17 protein-coding genes are annotated in these 20,397 nt (G+C 73.4%); 12 read left to right on the top strand and 5 right to left on the bottom strand.

The genetic code is table 11. The features are described 5' to 3' along the window. Nucleotides 1–72 precede the first annotated feature (72 nt). Nucleotides 73–990 (top strand): helix-turn-helix domain-containing protein, encoded by a 918-nt coding sequence (locus tag IF02_RS0126195; protein ID WP_051696555.1) that lies wholly within the window; start codon nucleotides 73–75, stop codon nucleotides 988–990. A 28-nt stretch (nucleotides 991–1,018) separates the two neighbouring features. On the opposite strand, the gene IF02_RS0126190 is transcribed toward IF02_RS0126195, so the two are convergent. Continuing rightward, a complete protein-coding gene (locus IF02_RS0126190) occupies nucleotides 1,019–3,295 on the bottom strand; it encodes a HelD family protein (protein WP_037837145.1) in 2,277 nt (758 codons plus the stop codon). 267 nt (nucleotides 3,296–3,562) lie between these two features. On the opposite strand from IF02_RS0126190, the gene IF02_RS35720 reads away from it, so the two are divergent. The 6 genes from IF02_RS35720 (at nucleotide 3,563) to IF02_RS0126160 (ending at nucleotide 9,200) form a co-directional block, all read left to right on the top strand. Continuing rightward, the gene (locus IF02_RS35720) at nucleotides 3,563–3,754 is read left to right on the top strand and encodes a hypothetical protein (protein WP_037837143.1); all 192 of its coding nucleotides are present in this window, start codon (nucleotides 3,563–3,565) and stop codon (nucleotides 3,752–3,754) included. A gap of 139 nt (nucleotides 3,755–3,893) precedes the next feature. Beyond that, the gene (locus tag IF02_RS0126180) at nucleotides 3,894–4,601 is read left to right on the top strand and encodes an aspartate/glutamate racemase family protein (RefSeq protein ID WP_030161054.1); all 708 of its coding nucleotides are present in this window, start codon (nucleotides 3,894–3,896) and stop codon (nucleotides 4,599–4,601) included. A gap of 77 nt (nucleotides 4,602–4,678) precedes the next feature. Continuing rightward, complete coding sequence (locus tag IF02_RS0126175; RefSeq protein ID WP_030161053.1) at nucleotides 4,679–5,065, top strand: hypothetical protein; 387 nt, start codon at nucleotides 4,679–4,681, stop codon at nucleotides 5,063–5,065. A gap of 42 nt (nucleotides 5,066–5,107) precedes the next feature. Further along, complete coding sequence (locus IF02_RS0126170) at nucleotides 5,108–5,872, top strand: hypothetical protein (RefSeq protein ID WP_158708567.1); 765 nt, start codon at nucleotides 5,108–5,110, stop codon at nucleotides 5,870–5,872. A gap of 90 nt (nucleotides 5,873–5,962) precedes the next feature. Continuing rightward, nucleotides 5,963–7,951 (top strand): hypothetical protein, encoded by a 1,989-nt coding sequence (locus IF02_RS32715; protein WP_037837141.1) that lies wholly within the window; start codon nucleotides 5,963–5,965, stop codon nucleotides 7,949–7,951. Between the two features lie 64 nt (nucleotides 7,952–8,015). Next, nucleotides 8,016–9,200 carry a low temperature requirement protein A gene (locus IF02_RS0126160; RefSeq protein ID WP_030161048.1) on the top strand — a complete coding sequence of 395 codons (1,185 nt, stop codon included), beginning with the start codon at nucleotides 8,016–8,018 and terminating at the stop codon, nucleotides 9,198–9,200. On the opposite strand, the gene IF02_RS0126155 is transcribed toward IF02_RS0126160, so the two are convergent. Together IF02_RS0126155 and IF02_RS0126150 are read right to left on the bottom strand one after the other, a co-directional pair. Continuing rightward, complete coding sequence (locus IF02_RS0126155; RefSeq protein ID WP_030161046.1) at nucleotides 9,197–9,985, bottom strand: SGNH/GDSL hydrolase family protein; 789 nt, start codon at nucleotides 9,983–9,985, stop codon at nucleotides 9,197–9,199. The two genes, IF02_RS0126160 and IF02_RS0126155, sit on opposite strands and share 4 nt — an antisense overlap. Continuing rightward, nucleotides 9,972–10,541, bottom strand: a complete 570-nt coding sequence (locus IF02_RS0126150) for a PadR family transcriptional regulator (RefSeq protein ID WP_030161044.1) — start codon at nucleotides 10,539–10,541, stop codon at nucleotides 9,972–9,974. The genes IF02_RS0126155 and IF02_RS0126150 overlap by 14 nt, the downstream gene beginning before the upstream one ends. A gap of 119 nt (nucleotides 10,542–10,660) precedes the next feature. On the opposite strand from IF02_RS0126150, the gene IF02_RS0126145 reads away from it, so the two are divergent. From IF02_RS0126145 to IF02_RS0126135, 3 genes are read left to right on the top strand one after another with little or no spacing between them, the layout of a single operon-like run. Next, the gene (locus IF02_RS0126145) at nucleotides 10,661–11,104 is read left to right on the top strand and encodes a nuclear transport factor 2 family protein (protein WP_030161042.1); all 444 of its coding nucleotides are present in this window, start codon (nucleotides 10,661–10,663) and stop codon (nucleotides 11,102–11,104) included. 44 nt (nucleotides 11,105–11,148) lie between these two features. Then, the gene (locus tag IF02_RS0126140) at nucleotides 11,149–11,505 is read left to right on the top strand and encodes a MazG-like family protein (RefSeq protein WP_051696554.1); all 357 of its coding nucleotides are present in this window, start codon (nucleotides 11,149–11,151) and stop codon (nucleotides 11,503–11,505) included. Next, nucleotides 11,502–12,371: a hypothetical protein gene (locus IF02_RS0126135; protein ID WP_030161037.1), complete on the top strand. Its 870-nt coding sequence runs from the start codon at nucleotides 11,502–11,504 to the stop codon at nucleotides 12,369–12,371. Before IF02_RS0126140 ends, IF02_RS0126135 begins: the two co-directional genes overlap by 4 nt. Here IF02_RS0126135 and IF02_RS0126130 read toward each other — a convergent pair. Both IF02_RS0126130 and IF02_RS0126125 read right to left on the bottom strand, forming a co-directional pair. Then, on the bottom strand, nucleotides 12,340–13,332 hold the full coding sequence (locus IF02_RS0126130; RefSeq protein ID WP_030161034.1) for an endonuclease/exonuclease/phosphatase family protein: 993 nt from the start codon (nucleotides 13,330–13,332) through the stop codon (nucleotides 12,340–12,342). The genes IF02_RS0126135 and IF02_RS0126130 overlap by 32 nt on opposite strands. A gap of 41 nt (nucleotides 13,333–13,373) precedes the next feature. Beyond that, nucleotides 13,374–15,524: a SpoIIE family protein phosphatase gene (locus IF02_RS0126125; RefSeq protein WP_030161032.1), complete on the bottom strand. Its 2,151-nt coding sequence runs from the start codon at nucleotides 15,522–15,524 to the stop codon at nucleotides 13,374–13,376. A 305-nt stretch (nucleotides 15,525–15,829) separates the two neighbouring features. On the opposite strand from IF02_RS0126125, the gene IF02_RS0126120 reads away from it, so the two are divergent. Then, a complete protein-coding gene (locus IF02_RS0126120; protein ID WP_030161030.1) occupies nucleotides 15,830–16,195 on the top strand; it encodes a hypothetical protein in 366 nt (121 codons plus the stop codon). A 174-nt stretch (nucleotides 16,196–16,369) separates the two neighbouring features. Further along, a complete protein-coding gene (locus IF02_RS0126115; RefSeq protein ID WP_234318332.1) occupies nucleotides 16,370–20,329 on the top strand; it encodes a helix-turn-helix domain-containing protein in 3,960 nt (1,319 codons plus the stop codon). Nucleotides 20,330–20,397 lie beyond the last annotated feature (68 nt).

The raw sequence follows: 20,397 nt of genomic DNA, 5'->3' as shown, positions 1-20,397 counted from the left end.
GGTACCAGAGTCTTCTTATCCTGGTACAAGGAATACCTGGCAACGGGATGAGCGGTGCGGCACCCTGGTTGCATGACCACTGTTGCCTCCGACAGCGACGTACGCCGGCACGAGCTGGCCGATTTCCTGCGCAGCCGCCGGGAGCGGATCACGCCCGAGCAGGTGGGGCTGGTGCGCGGCCGCCGCCGGCGCACCCCGGGGCTGCGCCGCGAGGAGGTCGCCCAGCTCTCCGCCGTCGGTGTCACCTGGTACACCTGGCTGGAGCAGGCCCGCGAAATCCAGGTCTCCCCGCAGGTCCTGGACGCCCTAGCGCGCGCCCTGCTGCTCGACGCCAGCGAGCGTACGCACCTGTTCGCGCTGGCCGGCAGCCTCGATCCGGCCCCGCACGCGCCGTGCCCGAGCGTGACCCCGGCGCTGCGGGCGATGCTCGACCAGCTCGGGCCGATCCCGGCCTGCATCCAGAACAGCCGGTACGACATCCTCGCGTACAACGCCTCGTACGGACGGCTGCTGTGCGACCTGGACGCGCTGCCGCCCGAGGACCGCAACTGCCTGTGGCTGGCGTTCACCAACGCCGACTGGCGGGCCTCGATGGCCGACGTCGCCGAGGTGAACCGCACGATCGTGGCCAAGTTCCGGGCCGCGATGGCGGAACACCTCGCCGAGCCGGCCTGGAAGGCCCTGCTGGCGCGGCTGGAGGCGCGGTCGCCGGAGTTCCGGGAGCTGTGGGCACGCCACGAGGTGCTGGGCGTGGGCGCCAGGACGAAGTACATCCGCAACGCGCACGTCGGTCTGCTGCACCTGGAGCACACCAATCTGTGGCTCGGGCCGGCGGCGGGCCCGCGCCTGGTGACGATGGTGCCGGTGGACGCGGAGAGCCGGGCGGGCCTGGAGCGGCTGGCGGGGCTGGAGCGCCAGGTCCGCCGGGAGCGGCCGGGGCCGCTGGAGCCGCTGGAGCCGCTGCAACTCCTCGCGCCGGCCGCGGTCTGACGGACCCCCGCCCCGCCCGCGGCCCCGCTTACGGCTGCTCGGCCAGCCCCTCCGGCAGCCGGCCCGTGTGCACCACCCCGAGGGTCTGCGTGGCCCGGGTCAGGGCGACGTACAGGTCGCTCGGCTCGTGGTCCGCGGGCTCCACGACGATCACCGAGTCGAACTCCAGCCCCTTGGCCTGGCGCGGGTCCAGCAGGACGACCGTACGGGTCAGGTCCGGCTCCTCCCCCGCCCGTACGCCGGGCAGCGCGGCCGCCAGCGCGTCGTGCAGCGGGCGCGGCGCGATCACCGCCAGCCGGCCGCCCCGCCCCTCGGCGGGAGCGCCTTCGCGCACCGCGTCCGCGACCGCGGCGGCGAGGTCGTCCGTCGCCCGGATCCAGGGCCGCTGCCCCGTGGACCGTACCGAGCTCGGCGGCTCGAATCCGGGGTGGCGGGCCCGGAGCACGGCGGCCGCCAGGTCCATGATCTCGGCGGGCGTACGGTAGTTGACGCCGAGGCGCACCAGCTCGAAGCGGTCGCCGACGTACGGGTCCAGGATCCGCTTCCACGATCCGCAGCCGGCCTCGTCGCCGGTCTGGGCCGGGTCGCCCACCAGCGTCATGGACCGGGTGGGGCAGCGCCGCATCAGCAACCGCCAGGCCATCTCGGACAGTTCCTGCGCCTCGTCCACGATGACGTGTCCGAAGGCCCAGGTCCGGTCGGCGGCGGCCCGTTCGGCCGCACTGCGGTGGTCGGCCTCCTCCTGCCGTTCCGCCATCCGCTCGGCGTCGATGATGTCGTGCGCGGCGAGGAACTCGTTCTCCATGTCCTCGAACTCGTACGACTCGGACCCCTGCGACAGGTCCAGGACGCCCTGCGCGTACGCGATGCGCTCCTGCCGTTCGCGCTCCTCGGCGGCGCGCTGCGCGCTGTCGTCGAAGCCGAGCAGTTCGGCGGCCTCGTCGAGCAGCGGAATGTCGGCGGGTGTCCAGTCGTCCGTCGTGCGCCGGATCAACCCGGCCTCGTGGTCGGGGAGATGGGTGGGGTCCGCGAGGAAGTCGGCGACGAGCTGTCGGGGCGTGAGGGGCGGCCAGAGGCTGTCGATCGCGGCGTGCACCTCGGCGCTGGTCGCGATCTCCTTGCCGAGCTGCGCGACGTCGTCGGCGCCCAGCAGGTTGGGGCCGCCGTACGGGTCGGCGCCGAGCCGGTCGGCGAGCTGCTGGGTGAGGGAGTCGATGACGCGGAACGCGAAGTACGGGCGGGCCAGGTTGTGCGGCAGCCCGGTGGCGCGGGCCCGGTCCCGGGCCTCGTACGCCATGGTCCGGTCGAGCCGCAGGGTGCCGTAGTCGTCGTGGTCGATCTCCAGGGCCGGCTCCGGGAGTACGGCGCTGTCCTCGCCGCTGCCGGCGGGGATGGTCTCCGGCAGCGCCTGCCGGTCGCTTACGACGCGTGCGAGGACGTCGGCCATCTCGGCGCGGCCCTTCACGGCTGCGGCGCCGGGCCGGTCGGCGCCGGTCGCCCGGATGCCGGGGAACAGCTCGCCGAGGGTGGAGAGCAGGACGCCGGTCTCGCCGAGGGAGGGGAGCACCTCGCCGATGTAGCCGAGGAACGCCGGGTTGGGTCCGACGATCAGCACGCCGCGCTTGGCGAGCAGCTCGCGGTGGGCGTAGAGGAGGTAGGCGGCCCGGTGCAGGGCGACGGCCGTCTTCCCGGTTCCCGGGCCGCCCTCCACCACCAGTACGCCGCGGTGGGGCGAGCGGATGATGCGGTCCTGCTCGGCCTGGATGGTCTGGACGATGTCGTGCATGCGGCCGGTGCGGGCGGCGTCGAGCGCGGCGAGCAGCACGGCGTCGGCGTCGGCCCCCTCGTGGCCGGTGCGCTCGGTGTCGGCGAGGTCGAGGATCTCGTCGTGCAGGGCCGTGACCTCACGGCCGCGGGTGGTGATGTGCCGGCGCCGGCGCAGGCCCATGGGGAAATGCCCGGTCGCGAGGTAGAACGGGCGGGCGACCTCGGCCCGCCAGTCGAGGACGAGGGGGGTGCGGTCGGCGTCGTCCTGCCTGATTCCGATACGGCCGATGTGGTGGTCCCGTCCGTCGGAGAACTCGAGGCGGCCGAAACACAGACCGTTCTCGCCCGCGTTCAGCGCGGAAAGGAGGCCGGACTGCTCGGCGACGACCACGTCCCGCTCCAGTCGTGCCTGAAACCCGGTCCCCGCCCCGGACAGAGCCTGTTGCACGGCCCGTTCGGCCTGGTCGCGCAGGTCGTCCAGGCGCGCATAGAGCTCGTCGATGAATTGCTGCTCATTACGGAATTCCACGGTTGACAATGCCACTCCCGACCCGATACGATGTCCTCGTAAAGCTTTTTCATGTCCTGTTTTCAATCAGGGCGTGAAACATCAAATATACGCTGACGAATACCCCGGCCGTCAATTGGTCCGGGGTTTTCTGTATTGCGGCGCCCCACCGCACGCATCGAACGGGTGAGCGAGCCGAGCGCCCGGATATCACCCGGACGGCCCACTTGTCAGGCTTTCGGCGCCACGCCCTGCTTTGGTGGAGACACAGAGCTGTCCACCACATGGAGCACTCTCATGTATGAAATGCAGGTCGGTGAGGCGGCCACAGGGCCCGGCCTCGTATGGCACGTCGTCGCCCGTGATCGCCGGGCCACCCTGTGCGGCCGCCCCCTCCAGCCGGGAGGCAACGCCGAAACAGACCACCACTGCATGCCGTGCATGACGGCCTTCCAAAACGTCATGCGCGAGGGCTCCGCGGAGTCCTGACCGTTGGGGGTGATCAACCACCGAACCACGAGCCGCCGCCGGCGCCGGGACCCCCGGCACCGGCGGCGAGTGGTTCAGCCGCCCGCACAGCAAACCAAAGCAATCCTTATGCTTATATAGACTGTTACCGTATCTGCTTATGAAGACGATCGGACTGCTCGGAGGAATGAGCTGGGAGTCGACCGCCCAGTACTACCGGCTGCTGAACGAGCTCACCCGCGACCGGCTCGGGGGGCTGCATTCGGCCCGGTGCGTGCTGTATTCCGTGGACTTCGCGGAGATCGAGCGGCTCCAGACCGAGGGGCGGTGGGCCGAGGCCGGAGAGGTGTTGGCGGCGGCCGCCCAGCGGCTGGAAGCGGCCGGTGCGGATCTCGTCCTCATCTGCACCAACACCATGCACAAGGTCGCCGACCGGGTCCAGGCCGGCATCTCGGTGCCGCTGCTGCACCTCGCCGATGCCACCGCCGACGCCGTGAAGGCGGCGGGGCTGACGCGCGTCGGCCTGTTGGGCACCGCGTTCACGATGGAGCAGGAGTTCTACCGGGGCCGACTCGCCGCGAGCGGGCTGGAGGTGTGCGTCCCGGACACCGAGGGGCGCGCGCTCGTGCACCGAGTGATCTACGAGGAGCTGTGCCTGGGCATCGTCCGCGAGGAGTCGCGCGCCGCCTACCAGCGCGTCATCCAGGGGCTCGTGGCCGGCGGCGCCCAGGGGATCATCCTCGGCTGCACCGAGATCGAGCTGCTCATCGGCGCCGGGGACAGCCCCGTACCCGTCTTCCCCACCGCACGGATCCACGCCGAAGCCGCGGTCGAGGCGGCGCTGTCGACACATCCGCACATGGCCTGAATCCATCGTTGCTCGGAATCGAGCGGTCCGGCGCGTGCCATCATTCGGCGCTATCAAGCCAACCGAGGGGGGTAGGCGTGGCCATCGAGAACTGGCAGCAGGCCGCCGTGGCCGTGGTCGTCGTGGTGGTGCTGGGCCTCGTCCTGTGGTCCATGCGGCACCGGATCAAGAAGCTCCGGGTGCGGCTGTGGGGCATCGCCTTCGAGGCCTCCCCGGAGCCGGACCCGGGCCGGCAGGACGTGCACACGAAGCGCTCCAAGATCCTGAAGTCCCTGGTCAGCACGGTCAAGGGGGCTAAGGTCGGGCTCGTGGACACCAAGGTGGAGGAGAGCTGGATCGTCGTGCGCAAGGACGGCGACCCCGAACCCGACACCGGAGCGGGGCCGGGGAAGGGGCCGGGGCCGGGGACAGGCACGGGGACGGGCACGGGACCTGGCAGCGGCGGCGGGCAGCCCGCCAGTTGATCCGGTCGGCAACGCTCAGGGGACTTCCGGGGGGAAGAAAGCGTGCACGTAGACCGCGCCGAGCAACTGGCGGATGCCGCCCGAGTGATCAGCGACGGCGCCCCGCACCGGGCCCTGTTCTTCGAGGGCGACGAGGGAATCGGCAAGACCGCCCTGCTCATCGAGCTTCACCAGCGGCACGGTGACAGCACCGTCTGCCACGTCGACCTCGCCACCACCTGGGCCGCGTTCGACGTACTGAACCGCATCTGCTGGCAGGCGTCCGGGCAGGGCATCGCGATGGACTCCTTCCGCGCGCTCAAGCAGCGCTACGGCGAGGTGCCGACGGTGAACTTCCACGGGATGTCGATGGACCGCTCGCACCTGGACATCGCCCTGAGCGTCAACGCCGACCGCGAGACCCAGAACTCGGCCATGAGCGACGAACTCGTCGCGCGCCTGGCCGAGTCGGCGACCGGCTCCGGCTCCGGCTCCGGCTCCGGCCCGATCGTGGTCCTGGACGGCTTCGACCGCTGCGAGCCCCCGCTGCAGCGCTGGATCAGCACCAGCTTCCTGCCGGACCTGCTGGCCACCCGCCGCATCACCGTCTTCCTCGCCGGGCGGAGCGTCCCCAGCCTCTCGCACCCCTACGCCGGCGCCGTCCGGAACCTGATCCTGCCCCCGTTCGACGCCGCGACCGTCCAGGAGTGGATCGACCTGGTAGGCATCGAAGAGCTCAAGGGGTCCGCCGAGGAGCTGTGCAGCAGACTGGACGGGCTCCCTTCGGCGATCTCGGAGTTCCTGTCCCACTTCACCCGGGAGGGCTGACCCCTGGACACGGACCTCGTCCTGCGCCGCATCCGCGGCACGTTCGCCGCGCTGCCGCCCGCCCGGCGCTCGCTGCTCGAACACCTCTGCGTGTACGACTGGTTCGATCCGGACATCGTCGAGTACACCGCCGATGCGCTCGGGGTGCCGGCCGACAGCGGGCCACTGGTGCGGCTGCCCGTGATCGAGCCCCGCCCGATGGCGGCGACCGAGGAGTTCCGGCTGCGGCCCCTGCTGCGCAAGGACCTCCTCGACCGGCTCGGCGAGGAGAACGACTCGACGCTCAGACGCGCGCACCGGCTGGCCGCCGCGTACTACTACCAGCCGCTCGACCCGTTCAACACCGACAGGATCGGCTGGTACGTCGAGCAGGTCCGCCACCTGGCCTGCGCCAATCCGGACCGGGCCCTGGGCCGGCTGGCGGCCGTCTCCCACACGGCCCTGCTCGCCGGCCATCCGGAGGCGGCGAGCCGGGCGGCGGCCGCGGCGCTCAAGTCGGGGGCGGACACCCGCGAGCTCACCCTGCTGGCGGAGGTCGTACGGTCCGTCGCGCTGATCCTGGCCACCCAGTCGGAGGTCGACGACCGGGCGATCGTACGGCTGGACGGACTGCTGGCCGGTTCCCGGCCCCCGCGCGACCTGGCCGCCGCGCGGATCGGCCGGCTCGCCCGCGACCTGGTCACGTACTACAGCGAACGCCAGGCCCCCGCCCCGACCCTGACGGCGGCGCTGGCGCTGGAGGCCGGGCGGGGCTCGGACCGTCGGGGCATGCCGGAGGTGTCCGCGAGCCTGTCCGTCGCGGAGCAGTTCGCGCACTTCCCGCACACCGTCATGCGCCGCGACCACATGGTCGAGGTGACCGGCCGGCGCAGGGCGCACCACTCGGTCACCTCGACGCTGCACGCCTCCGGTATCCACAACACCCACGCGGTGATCGACATCTTCCCGTGGAACTACGGCGAGACGCTGGACAAGCTCGACATCAGGGATGCGAACGGCGGGGTGGTGCCCTCGCTGAAGCAGATCGAGGTGCAGTCGCACATCGCGAACGCGGTCTCGTACTGGCTCGCGGACGACAGCGGGGCCGACGACGGCGACGGCGACACCGGCCGCCGACGCGGACACGGCATCGAAGTCCGCGCCCCGCACCGCGGGCTCTCCCTCGCCCTCGGCTCCGCCGTGCAGAGCCGCCAGCACGAGGCCGTCGCCACGCTGCTGCAGACGGCGACCGAGGCGGCGGACGGCGACCTGGGCGCCCGGATCCGCGCGGCCACCCGATACCTGCCGCTGGTCGCCGAGTTGGACAATGCGTACGGCACCTCCCCGCGGCTGCACTACGGCTACGACGGCAAATGCGTCCTGCGCCGCCACGGGCTGCTCGGGGTCTCGGCGGAGCTGGAGCTCTGCCTGCCGACCGAGGCCCGCAACCGGCTGGCCGTCCCCGCGCCCGAAGGGGTCGAGCTGGCCGGCATCGGGACGTCCGATGCGCGGTGGGCCATCGAGCCGGTCGTCGCCCCGTCCGACGACTGGGAGGACGAGGCCCCTCAAGGGCTGCCGGAGCAGTTCGTCGCCCGATTCGCGGACTCCGCCGAGGGCGAGGGATCCGCCGGAGAGGGGGCCCACCGGGTCGCACGCACCACGCTCGGGCTGTACTACGTACCGCGCCGCAAGGACGTCCGCCGCGTCACCTGGGTCACCTTGCTCTGCCTGCTCGTCTGTCTGGCCGCGACGATCCTGGAGCTCTTCGTGGAGTACGCCGAGTGGTCCGGCGTGTTCCCCTTCGCCGTGGTCATGGCCAGCGTCCTGGAACAGATCCAGACCCGGCGTCAGCATCCCTCCGGCAGCGCCGAGGTGCTGCACGCCTACGCGAGCCGCCGGCTCAACCTGATCAACGCCACGGGCATGGTGGCCGCCCTGCTGGCGACCTCCGCCCTCTCGGTGGGCACACCGGCGGTGTCCCTGTCGGTCACCATCTCCTGCCTCGTCGTCTGCCTCGCCTCCACCGGCGCCCTGCTCGCCTCCGTCGCCGGACGCCGGCACCCCCTGGAGGCCCGTGCCGCGTCGCACGCCCTCGACTAGTCATACCGTGATGTCATACGGGGAAGCAGGCCGCGAGGGCGGCGGAACGGACCCGGGCGGACGTATGAGCACACCCCAGTCGGGCGCGGAGGCGGACCACGTCGGTCACCCGGAGGAGGGGCGGCACGCCGACTGGCTCGAACTCTTCCTCGACCTCGTCTTCGTCGCGCTCGCCTCCCAGCTCGCCCACCAACTGCACGGGGATCCGAGCCTGCGCGACTTCGCCGTGTTCCTGGGGCTCTACTTCCCGCCCTGGTGGCTGTGGATCAACCTGATGGTCTCGGCGAACCTCTTCGTCGACAACAGCGCCCGCCGCCGGCTGCTCATGCTGTCGGCCATGCTCTGCATCGCCGTCATGGCCTGCGCCGTGCCCGGGGCCGACACCGACCGCGGCTCCGTCTACGCCCTCGGGTACGCCGGCACCCGGCTGGTGCTGCTCGGGCTGTGGTGGCCGGCCACCAGGTACCCCGAACCCCTGCGCGTCCCGCGCTGGCGCCCGCTGAGCTACTGCCTGGCCTCCGGCCTGCTGTGGGCCGGCTCCGCAGCGGTGCCCGCGCCCTGGCAGTACGTCATGTGGGCGGTGCTCATCGCGGCCGAGATGGTCCTGCTGCTCAGCGCGCGCGGGCGCGGGCTGCCCGCCCGGCTGGACACCGGGCACATCGTCGAGCGGGTCGGCCTCTTCGTCATCATCGTGCTCGGCGAGTCCGTCATCGCGCTGGTCACCTCCGCCGACCACGCCTGGACCCTGCGGGCCGGGATCGTCGGCGTCCTCGGTTTCGTGCTCCTCGCCGCGCTCTGGTGGTCGTACTTCGACTTCGGCTCGACCTCGGCCGAGCTGATGCTCGCCAGGGCCGACGACCGCCAGGCCTACCTGCTCGCCCGCGACGTCGGCGGCTTCCTGCACTTCTTCGTGACCGCGGGCGTCCTGTGCATGGCGGCCGGGCTGGCCACCGCCGTCGAGGAGGCCGACCACGCCCATCTGCCGACCGGCGCGGTGTGGGTCCTGGCCGGCGGCCTGGCCATGTATCACGCGGCCCACGCCGCCATCGCGCTGCGCTACGGCCGCCCGCCGGCCTCCGTCGCCGTCTGGGCCGTTCCCGGAATCGGCATCCCGCTGCTCGTGGTCCGGGCCGCCGGGCACCTCGCGCCGTGGCTGGTGGTCCTGCTGCTGGCCGCCGAGGCGATCGCGCACCTCTTCTACGCGCGCGCGGTCCAGCGCCGCCGCCTGGCGGCGGCGCCGACCTCTTAAGGCACCACGGGCAGGAGCTGCGGGCGCTTGGCCGTGCGGGCGTCCCCCGAGGAGCGGCCGCGCAGGCGCCGGCCCAGCCAGGGCCCCAGGAACGCGGCGGCCCAGCGCAGTTCGGCGGCGACCGGGGGGCGGGCCGCCCGGTCGGGGGGCAGCGGGTGCGTCCAGGAGTCGTCGCTGCCCGGCAGGCCGAGGGCGTCCGCGAGCGAGGCGGCGATCCGCTCGTGGCCGAGCGGACTGGCGTGCAGCCGGTCCGCGCTCCACAGCCGGGGGTCGGTGACCACGGGATGGTGTCCCGTCTCGACGACGAGCACGCCGTGGCGCCCGGCGGCCGTGCGGATCCGGTCGTTGAGGGCGCTGACGCGCGGGGCGAGCGGACGGGCGAGCGGGGTGATCCGCCCGAGGTCCGGGAAGGTCAGCGTGAGGACCCGGGCGCCCTGGGCGGTGAGCGCGCCGAACATCGCCTCCAGGTGACCGGCGACCCCGTCGGCGTCGAACCGCGGCCGCAGCACGTCGTTGACCCCGGCGACCACGGTGGCCAGGTCGGGACGCAGGGCGAGCGCGGGGGCGAGCTGCTCGGCACGGACCTGCCCGGCGAGCCGGCCGCGGACGGCCAGGTTGGCGTACCGGACACCGGGATCGTGGAGCGCGAGGTGCTCGGCGAGCCGGTCGGCCAGCCCCCGCAGGCCGGTGGTGTCGTCGCCGTCCCCGAGCCCCTCGGTCTGGCTGTCGCCGAGGGCCACGTACCGCAGGTACGGGTGCGCGTACGGGTGCTCAGCGCGCGGCACGGGCGGCCTCCCGCTCCCGCAGGACCGCGATCGTACGCTCGCACCAGTCGCGGTTGCCCTGCTCGAAGGCGAGACCGCGCAGGCAGGTCAGGTACGGGCCGACGCGCTCGCCGTACCTCAGGAAGTCCTCCTCGGAGCGGTCGCGGCGCATGGCGCGCAGCAGGCCGCCGAACAGGTCGACCTTGGCCCGGGCGAAGGCGGCGCGCTCGGTGAGCTGCGCGATGAGCGTCGCGGTGTCGACGTGGTCGGCGGCCTGGACCTTGACGACGAGGTCGTCGCGGATGGAGGAGGGCTTGGTGGCGGAGGCGGTGAACCGCTCCAGCTCGGCGAGCCCGGCACCGGTGACGGTGTACAGACGCTTGTTGGGCCGGGTGTCCTGGACCACCTCCCGGCCCGTGATCAGCCCGTCCCGCTCCAGCCGGGTCAGCTCGGCGTAGAGCTGCTGCGGGAGCGCGTGCCAGAAGTTCGCGACGCCGAGGTCGAAGGCCTTCGCCAATTGGTACCCGCTCAGCTCCTCGTCCAGCAGCGCCGCCAGTACGGCGTGGCGCAAAGCCATCGGACCGCCTCCTTCCCGCCCCTGTTTCCGGGGTCGCCCCTGTGCACGGACACCCCTCGCATGATACTCAAGAAACTGACTAATCACATTGATGAGTAGAAGACCCTCAGGGAGAAGCCGTGACCGCAGCAGACCGCTTCCGCGCCGCCGTCGACAGCCGTGACCTCGGCGCCCTGGAGGCCCTGTTCACCGAGGACGTGCGCCTGTACAGCCCCGTGAAGTTCACGCCGTTCGAGGGGCGACCGATGGTGCTGGGGCTCTTCGGGGTGCTGCTGCGCACCTTCGAGGACTTCCACTACGTCGGGCAGTACGCCGGAAGCGCCGAGACGAGCGTCGACGGCTCCGTGTCCCCGTCGGAGATCCTGCTGTTCCGGGCGACGGTGAACGGCAAGGCGATCCACGGCATCGACCTGCTGCACTTCGCCGACGACGGCCGGATCAAGGAGTTCACGGTGATGGTCAGGCCGCAGTCCGCGGTGCACGCCCTGGGCGAGGCGGTCCTCGCCGGGCTGGTCGCCGACGGCCTGGCCCCGGCTCCGGCGGGGGGCTCCGCCGGTCGTTAGGCTGCCGGGGCAGCCAGCTCCCGTACGCACGCCCGGAGGAACCGGTGGACATCCGCTCGGCCCAGCAGCTCGCCTGGGACAACAAGCTCGCGAAGGGCTTCAACACCACCGACGTGCCACTGGAGTTCGGGCTGCTGACGGCCGAGGTCGGGGAGGCCTTCACCGCCTGGCGCAGGAAACTGCCCGACTTCGGCGAGGAGCTCGCGGACGTGCTCCTGTACCTCGTGGCGCTCGCCGAGATGAACGGCATCGACCTGGAGTCCGAGGTGGAGCGGAAGCTGGCCAAGAACCGCGACCGCGTCTACGTACGGGACGAGCGGGGCGTCCTGCTGCGCGTCGAGACCCCGGGCGGCGCCGCAGACGCGGACGACGCGTGCGAAGAGACGGGGAGTTGTCGATGACCGGAGCGATCAAAGTGGCCCTGGCCACGTCGGAGCCGGGCCTGGCCTGGGACTCCGACCTGCCGCTGTTGCTCGAGGCGCTGCGCGGCCGCGGGGTCGACGCGGTGGCGGCGGCCTGGGACGCCCCGCACTTCGACTGGTCGCGGTGCGCGGCCGTGGTCGTACGGTCCACCTGGGACTATGCCGAGCGGTGGCCGCAGTACCTGGCCTGGGCCGATGCGGTGCAGGGCGCGACGCGGCTCGACAATCCGGCCGCTCTGGTGCGCTGGAACACCGACAAGCGGTACCTCGGGGAGCTCGCCGGCCGCGGCGTCCCCGTCGTGCCCACCCGGTTCATCGTCCCCGGCGAGGCCGTCGTCCTGCCCGGGGACGGCCAGTTCGTCGTCAAGCCGACCGTCTCGGCCGGCGCCCGCGACACCGCGCGGTACACGCAGGACCACCACGGGGCGGCCGCCGGGCACATCGCGGCACTCCACGCGGCCGGATCGACCGCGATGGTGCAGCCGTACCTGGCCCGGATCGACGAGGGCGAACGGGCCCTGGTCTTCCTCGGCGGCGCCTTCAGCCATGCGATGCGCAAGGGGCCGGTGCTGACCGACGTCGGGGGCGTCGACAACGACCGCGTGCCGCATCCGGATCTGGTGCCGCACCGGCCGTCCGCGGCCGAACTGGCCCTGGCCGAGGCCGCCCTGGCGGCCGCACCGGGGTCGCGGGGCCTGCTGTACGCGCGGGTGGACATCGCGACGGCGGACGACGGGGCGCCGGTCCTGATGGAGCTGGAGCTGGTGGAGCCCAACCTGTTCCTGGGCCACAGCGAGGACGGGCTGCGGCGCTTCACCGAGCTGGTCCTCGCGCGCGCCACGTGATGTGAGCGGCGACGGGCAGGTGGTCGCTGCCCGTCGCGGGCAGCGACCGGATCCGCGTGACGCTCGCCGAGCGGGTCATGACCTGGTCGATCCGGGCCAGCGGCAGCGAAGCGGGCCAGCTGAACGCGAAGTCCCGGCTCGGCGGGTCCATGCGCGAGGTGACCGGGTCCAGCCCGCGGTCGTCCACGGTGCTGTTGAGGTCCCCGAGCAGGATCAGCGGGTCCGTCGGCTCGGCGGCGATCGCGGCGCCGAGCAGTGCGGCGCTCTCGTCGCGGCGTGCGGAGCCGAAACCGTGCGTCGGGCTCAGGCGTACGGAGGGCAGGTGCGCCACGTACACGGCGACGTCGCCCCGCGGCGTGCGGGCGGTGGCGCGCAGTCCGCGGTTCCAGTCCTCACCGAGGCCGGACGGCCTGATGTCCACCGGCCGTACGTCCGCCAGCGGGTGCTTCGACCAGAGTCCGACCGTGCCCGCCACCGCGTGGTACGGGTACTGCGGCGCCAGCACCGCCGCGTACGCCGGCTCGGCGGCGGGCGTCAGCTCCTCCAGCGCGAGGAGATCGGCGCCGGCGGCGGCCAGGGCGCGGGCGGTGCCCGCCGGATCGGGGTTCTCGTCGCTGACGTTGTGCTGGACGGCGAGGAGATCGGGTGCCCGGCCGCCGCCGGGGAGCAGGTGGCCTCCGAAGAGGGCGAGCCAGGCGGCGGCGGGCAGCAGCGCAGCGAGCCCGGCCACGGCCGAGCGGCGCGGCAGCGCCAGGGCGGCGAGGACCGGGACGGCCAGGCCGAGCCAGGGCAGGAACGTTTCGAGCAGGCTGCCGGGGCGGCCCGGCAGTGCATCGGGCACCACGCCGTGGAAGACCAGCAGGCAGGCGAGGAGAACCGCGGCCCCCGCGAGGACGCGGCCCCGGCCGCGCCACGACCACGACCACTGCCCGGGCCTGCGCCCCGCCCCCTGCTCGGCCACGCGCCCCCGCTCCCGATCGGCTCACCGTCCCACGTCGCACGCTAGGACGACGCCCGGCGCGGTGGTCCGGTTCCCGTACCCGGCGAGCGGCCGGGGACCGCGCTGATCCGGGCGAGGACCAGGACCGTGTCGTCGGTCGCCGTGTCGGGCAGCAGGTTGGCGAGGATCCGGTCGGCGCCCTCCTCCAACGAGCCCAGTGGTGCCCGCAGTTGATCGCGCAGTGCGTCGATGCCGGTGTCGATGTCCTGGCCGCGGGCCTCCACGAGGCCGTCGGTGTACAGGGCCACGGTGGCGCCCTCGGGAATCTCGATCTCGACCGACCGGTACGGTACGCCGCCCACCCCGAGCGGGACCCCGAGCACGTCGCCGACGGCGTGCACGGTCCCGTCCCGGTGCCGTACCAGGGGCGGCGGGTGGCCGGCGTTGGCGATGCGGGCGCGGCCGGTGTGGGGGTCGTACAGGAGGTACAGGAAGGTCGCCCACTCGATGCCGGCCTCCTGCGCGCACGCGTCGAGTTCCTCGATCAGGGCCGCGGGCTCGGCGGTGTGCCGGGCGAGGGTCTTCGCGGTGATCCGCAGCCGGCCCATGGCCGCGGCGGCCGGTACGCCGTGTCCCATCACGTCGCCGACGACGAGGGCCACCCGGTCGTCGGGCAGGGTGATCGCGTCGTACCAGTCGCCGCCGACCTCGGTGCCGCGGCTGCCGGGCAGGTAGCGGTGGCTGATGTCCACGTACGGGCCCGCCGCGGGGGCGCTGGGCAGCAGGGCCCGCTGGAGCGTGAGCGCGATGTCCCGGACCCTGCCGTACAGCCGGGCGTTGTCCAGGCACAGGGCGGCCCGCGAGGCCAGTTCGCCGGCGAGCCCGAGGTCCTCCTCGGCGAAGGCCGGACGGGCGGCGGAGCGGCCGAACATGGCGATGCCCTGCACCGTGCCGCGCGCGATGAGCGGTGCCATGAGGATGCAGGTCAGCCCGCTCTCCAGCAGCAGCTGCGCGCGCTCCTGGTGCACCACGGTCCGGGTGGCGAAGTCCTCGTCGACCGTGAAGCAGACGGGGCGGCCCGTGCTCAGCATCTGGTGGATGTTGGATCCTGGCGGGTACGTGACCTCCTCCAGACCGCTGACGAGTTCGACGGCGGGTTCGGGGAGGGTGGTGCCGTAGGCGATCCGGCGCGTGGTCACCGGAAGCGTCGGGTCGAAGGCCTCGTTCTCGTCCATCCACTCCACGAGTTCGACGACGGAGGCGTCGCAGAACTCCGGGACGACCGCGCCGACCAGCTCGCGCGCGGTGGTGTTCAGGTCCAGGGTGGTGCCGATGCGCGCCGCCGCCCGGTCGAGCAGGGCCAGGCGCTGCCGGGCGGCCGTGGCCTCCAGGATGGCCTGCTCGCGGTCGGTGACGTCCAGCAGCAGTCCGCCCACGCCGCGCCGGGTGTCGCCCGCGCCGCTGAGCGGGAAGAAGCTGACCGAGCGCACCTGGTCGCGGTCCGGGTGGCCCGGTGTGCGCAGGCCCACGAGGGTCCCGATCACGGTCCGGCCCTCTTGTGCCACGGAGCGCAGCATGCGCTGGTATTCCCCGCCGTCCGAGGTGATCATGATGTCCGCCATCCGGCGGCCCAGGTGCGCGTCGAGCGGGATCCCGTCCATGTCGGCCAGGGCCTGGTTGAGGTGGACGTAGCGCAGCTCCTCGTCCAGCATGACCAGGCCGATCGGGCAGGTCTCGAAGAGGGCGTCGAGGAAGGACAGGTTGGTCTTGACCCGGTCCAGCTCGTCGCCCCGGCTCGCCAGCCCGATGACCACGGAGGCACCGGAGGCCCCGGTCATCGGGAAGACCCGGAAGCCGCAGTCGAACACCGAGCCGTCCCGGTGGAGGGCGGGCAGCCGTACGCGCCAGTAACCGAGGGTCCGGGCGCGCTCCGCGAGGTGCGCGGCCGTGCCCGAGCCGCCGCCGGGGGCGTCGCCCGGGCCGTCGCCGGGGCCGTCGCCGGGGGCCGGCTCGGGGAAGAGGACGGCCGCGGGCCGGGTCAGCACCGACCCGGCCTCGTGGCCGAAGAGGTTCTGCGCTCCGGGGCCCCAGTAGCAGACCCTGTCCTCGCCGTCGATGCCGAAGACCGCCACGACCACGTGTTCCAGCAAGGACCCCGGTTCGGACCGGATCGGGCCGGGGTCGTCCGCGCCCCCCAGCCGGTCCGCTGGCATCGGCAGGCCCCCTTCTGCGCGCGTCTCTCCGCGCGCGTGGCTGACCGGCGCCCGCGCGGCGGGCACGGGCTGCCCCCTCAATTCTGCGCGCCATCGGGGAGGACGACATCACGGCGCCGGACGGGAGCCGGCCGGTGACCACCGGTGACGGTTGCCCTCGGTCCGGCGACCGGGCAGGTCAGGGAGGGTTTCCCGGCCGGGCCCGCCGATGGGCGACGGGAAACCCGTCGACCCCCGCGGGCCGCCGGGCAAGTCTGAAGACGTCAGCACGCCTGGACACCGAGGCAACCCAACAGGGGGACATGATGCGCAAGATGATCCGCGGCGCCGCCGCGCTCGCCACCGCCGCTGCGGCCGTCGTGGCACTGAGCGGCTCGGCCGACGCGAGGCCCGCCGACGACTGGGCCGGCTGTCCGTACGGTTCGGTCTGCATCTACCCGCAGGACCAGGACCCGGCCGTCAAGCCGAGCCACATCTTCACCAGCTACGGAGCCCACAACCTGAGCAACCAGTACGGCCGCCACTGGGTCCTCAACAACCAGTACGGCGGGGCCACCGCGAGCCTGTGCACCGGCTACGACGGCAAGAACTGCGGTTCCCCCATCCCCGAGGGCTCGGGCGTCTACGCGGACCTCGGGCCGATCAACTCCATCACCCTCAATCGCCCGTAACCGGGCACCTGTTCGCGGCCTTCCGGGTCCGCCGCTCCCCCGGCGGCCCCGGAAGGCTGCTGTACTGCGCGTTTTCCGCCACGCCGACCCGACGCGCGTTCTGCCGTCCGACCCCCGCGGTAGCCTGGGACGTTATATCTCACGACCTGGGCGCGCTGTGCCATGGGGGATGCCGTGGGGGACCCGGACCGCGGACGCGACACCGATCACCACACCGATCACCAGCCCGATCCACCCGAAGCGGCCGCAGCCGCCGGATCCGCCGCGGCCTTTCCCGCCCAGTTGCGGCGGCTGCGGGTGCAGCGCGGTCTGTCGCTGGCCGATCTGGCCCGTCGTACGCACTACAGCAAGGGCTACCTGAGCAAGATCGAGACCGGCGCCAAGCGCGTCACCCACGACGTCGCGCTGCGCTGCGACCGGGTGCTGGAGGCGGGGGGCTCCCTCCTCCAGCTGGTCCCGGAGGCCGAGGTGCCCAAACCCCGGGGCGCCGCGCCGGCCGGGCAGCCGCAGTCGCAGTCGCAGTCGCAGTCGGCGGGCGAATGCCCCTACCGCGGACTCGCCGCGTTCACCCCGCGCGACGCGGGCTGGTACTTCGGCCGCGACCGGGTGACCGCCGCCCTGGTCGAGCGGGTCTTCGAACGGATCGGCAGTGGCCCGCTGGTGCTCGTCGGCCGGTCGGGCGCCGGAAAGTCGTCCCTGCTCAGCGCGGGTCTCGTACCGGCCCTGCGGCGCACCGGCGGGTTCCCGATGGCGGGCGCCGACGGGTGGCCGGTCGTACGGTTCACCCCGACCGCGCATCCGCTCCAGGAGCTGCTGGACCGCACGGCGAAGGTGCTGGGCGGCCATCTGGGCATCACCGTACGGGAGCTGCTCGACCGGCCGCGGCGGCTGCTCGAAGCCGTCCGCGGGCTGGCGGACGACGCCCCCGACGGGTCCGGGGAGGGGCGGCCGCCCTCCGTGCGGCCGGTATTGCTCGTCGACCAGTTCGAGGAACTTTTCACCCTCTGCGCCGACGAGGACGAGCGGCAGGGCTTCGTCCGCGTCCTGTGCGCCCTGGCCACGGCAGGACCGGAGCCGAGTACGCCCGCCCCGGCCGTCGTGGTGCTCGGCGTACGGGCCGACTTCACCGGCAGCTGCCTGGACCTGCCCGGACTGGCCGCGGCCTGCACCGACGGGCTGTTCGTCCTCCCGCCCATGTCCGTGGCCGAGCTGCGCGAGTCGATCACCCGCCCGGCGGAGCTCGCCGGGCTCACCCTCGAACCCGGCCTGGTCCAACTGCTGCTGCGCGACGCGGGTTTACGGGAGGAGCCCACGGCGGCTGCCGACGCCGTGGCGGCCGGGCCCGGTGACACGCCGTCGGGTGCGCTGCCGCTGGTCTCCCACGCGCTGATGGCCACCTGGCAGCGGCGCGCCGGAACCACGCTGACCGTCGCGGGGTACGAGGACACCGGCGGCATCCGGGGCGCGGTCGCGCACACCGCCGAGAGCGTGTTCGCCCGCCTGTACCCGGAAGAACAACGCACGATCCGCCGCGTCCTGGTGGCACTGGTCCACGTCGCCGACGGCACGGGGGCGACACGGCGGCGCATGGCCCGTACCGAGCTGATGGAACAGCTCGCCGACGCGGACCGGGCCGCGGCGGCCCTCGACGCGTTCGTCCGGGCCCGGCTGGTCACGATGGACAGCGACACCGTCGAGATCACCCACGAGGCCCTGCTGCACGCCTGGCCGCGGCTGCGCGGCTGGATCCACGCCGACCGGGACGGGCTGCTGGTCCACCGGCAACTGGCCCACGCCGCCGAGGAGTGGGAGCGCGAGGGCCGCGACCCGTCCGTGCTGTACCGCGGGAGCCGGCTGGGGGCCGCCCTCGCCCGGGCCGGCGAACTCGACGGCAGGAGCCTGCTCGGCCCCCGGGAGGCGGACTTCCTGCGCGCGAGCCGGTCGGCCGAGGAGGCGCGCCGGACGCAGGCCAGGCGCCAGGTCCGGCTGCGGCAGCGGCTGCTGGCCCTGCTCGTCGTCCTGCTGGCCCTGGCCCTGACCGCCGGGGCGGTGGCGTACCAGCAGCGGGCGGGCGCGCTCGGCCAGGAGCGCACCGCCCGTTCGCAGGCCCTCGCCGTCCGGTCCACCTCCCTCGCCGCCGGCCGGCCCGAGGCCTCGATGCGGCTGGCGGAGGAGGCGTACCGCACGGAGGCGAACCCCGAGTCGCGGGGCGCGCTGCTGAGCACGCAGTCCCAGCAGTTCCTCACCCGGCTCGGGGGACACGGCGGACCGGTCAACGCGGTGGCGTTCGCGCCGGGGAACCGGCTGCTGGCGAGCGCCGGTTCCGACGGGAAGGTGCTGCTGCGGCGGGTCGCGGACCGGCGGACGACGGTCACCCTGACCATGCCCGGCCGGGTGCGCGCGATCGCCTTCGGGCCCGACGGGCGGACCCTCGCGGCGACGTCCACGGAAGGGCCGGTCCGGGTCTGGGACACGGACGGGCACGGCATCGCGGTGCTCCCCGCGCAGACGGCGGACGCCCGGGCCGTGGCCTTCGCGCCCGACGGGCGCACGCTCGCCGTCGCGGGCGCCGACGGGACGGTGCGGCTGTGCGATCCCGCGGGCGGCGGGGCGGCCGTCACCGAACTGGCCGGGCACACCGGGAGGGTCAACGCCCTGGCGTACGCGCCGGACGGCCGGACGCTGGTGTCGGCGGGCGCCGACCAGACCGTACGGCTGTGGGACCCGGTGGCGGCCCGTCAGCTCGCGGTCCTCGCGGGGCACACCGGTGAGGTGCTGGGGGTGGCGTTCGCGCCGGACGGGCGGACGGTGGCCTCCGGCGGCGTCGACCGGACCCTGCGGCTGTGGGACGTGGCCGAAGGCCGTACGACGATGGCGCTGACGGGGCACAACGACGACATCAACGCGGTGGCCTACCTCCCGGACGGCACCACGGTCGTCAGCGCGGGCGGCGACGGCACCACCCGGCTGTGGGACGTGCGCAGCGGCCGGCCGGTCTCGACGCTGGCCGGGCACACCGATTACGTGCTCGGGGTCGCGGTGGACTCCGGCGGCACGATGCTGGCCACCGCGGCCTTCGACCAGTCGGTGGTGCTCTGGGACCTGCGGGGTCCGGTGCTGACCTCGCGCCCGTTCAGCGAGATCTGGCACGCCGCGTACAGCCCGGACGGGAAGCTGCTGGCCACCGCGGACGCCGATCACACGGTGCTCCTGTGGGAGTTGGCCGGGCGGCGGGTGGTCGGGACGCTCACTGGCCACACCGGGACGGTGTTCTCGGTGGCCTTCTCGCCGGATGGCCGGCTGCTGGCCTCGGCGGGCTCCGACGGGACGGTCCGGCTCTGGGACGTGGCCTCCCGTACGGCGCCGGCCACGCTCACCGGTCACAGCGGGATCGTCTACGCGGTGGCCTTCTCCCCGGACGGGGGGATGCTGGCCTCGGCCGGTTCCGACCGGACGGTCCGGCTCTGGGACGTGGCCTCCCGTACCGCCCTGGCCACGCTCACCGGTCACACGGACTTCGCGAACGACGTGGCGTTCAGCCCGGACGGCCGCACGCTCGCCAGCGCCGGAGACGATCTGACCGTACGTCTGTGGGACGTGCCCGGGCGACGGCCGCTGGCCACGCTGACCGGCCACGCGGGCGCGGTGAGGGCCGTCGCGTTCGGCCCGGACGGGCGGACGCTGGCGAGCAGCGGGAACGACGGCACCGTACGCCTGTGGGACGCCCGGCGGTGGGGGGCCGGGATCGGTACCGGTACCGGGACCGGGACCGGGACCGGGACCGGGGCCGGGGCCGGGACCGGGACCGGGGCCGAAGCCGTGCTGTCGGGCCACACCGGCTCCGTCCGCGCCATCGCCTTCTCCCCCGACGGGCGATGGCTGGTCAGCAGCGGCAACGACCGTACGGTGCGGCTGTGGGAGGTGGCCGGAAGACGACTGTGGGCCGCGCTGACGGGCCACACGAGCGCGGTGTGGGGCGTGGTGTTCTCCCCCGACGGGCGGACGGTGGCCAGCAGCAGCAACGACGGAACGGTGCGGCTGTGGAACCCGGATCCCGGCGCCCGGCTGGCGGAGGTCTGCCGACTGCGCGCGGGCATCACATGGCCGAAAAACGCCCCCGCCTGCACGCTCTGAGGCGCCGGGTGCGCGGGCCGTACCCGGTGGGCACGTACGATCACAGCCCGCGGACTTGACCGCCCCGC

The sequence above is a fragment of the Streptomyces sp. NRRL S-244 genome, from assembly GCF_000717915.1.
In the GTDB taxonomy this organism is placed as follows: Bacteria; Actinomycetota; Actinomycetes; order Streptomycetales; family Streptomycetaceae; genus Streptomyces.
The sequence above is the reverse complement of the archived record's forward strand: the minus strand, read 5'-3'. Positions and strand labels throughout refer to the sequence as shown.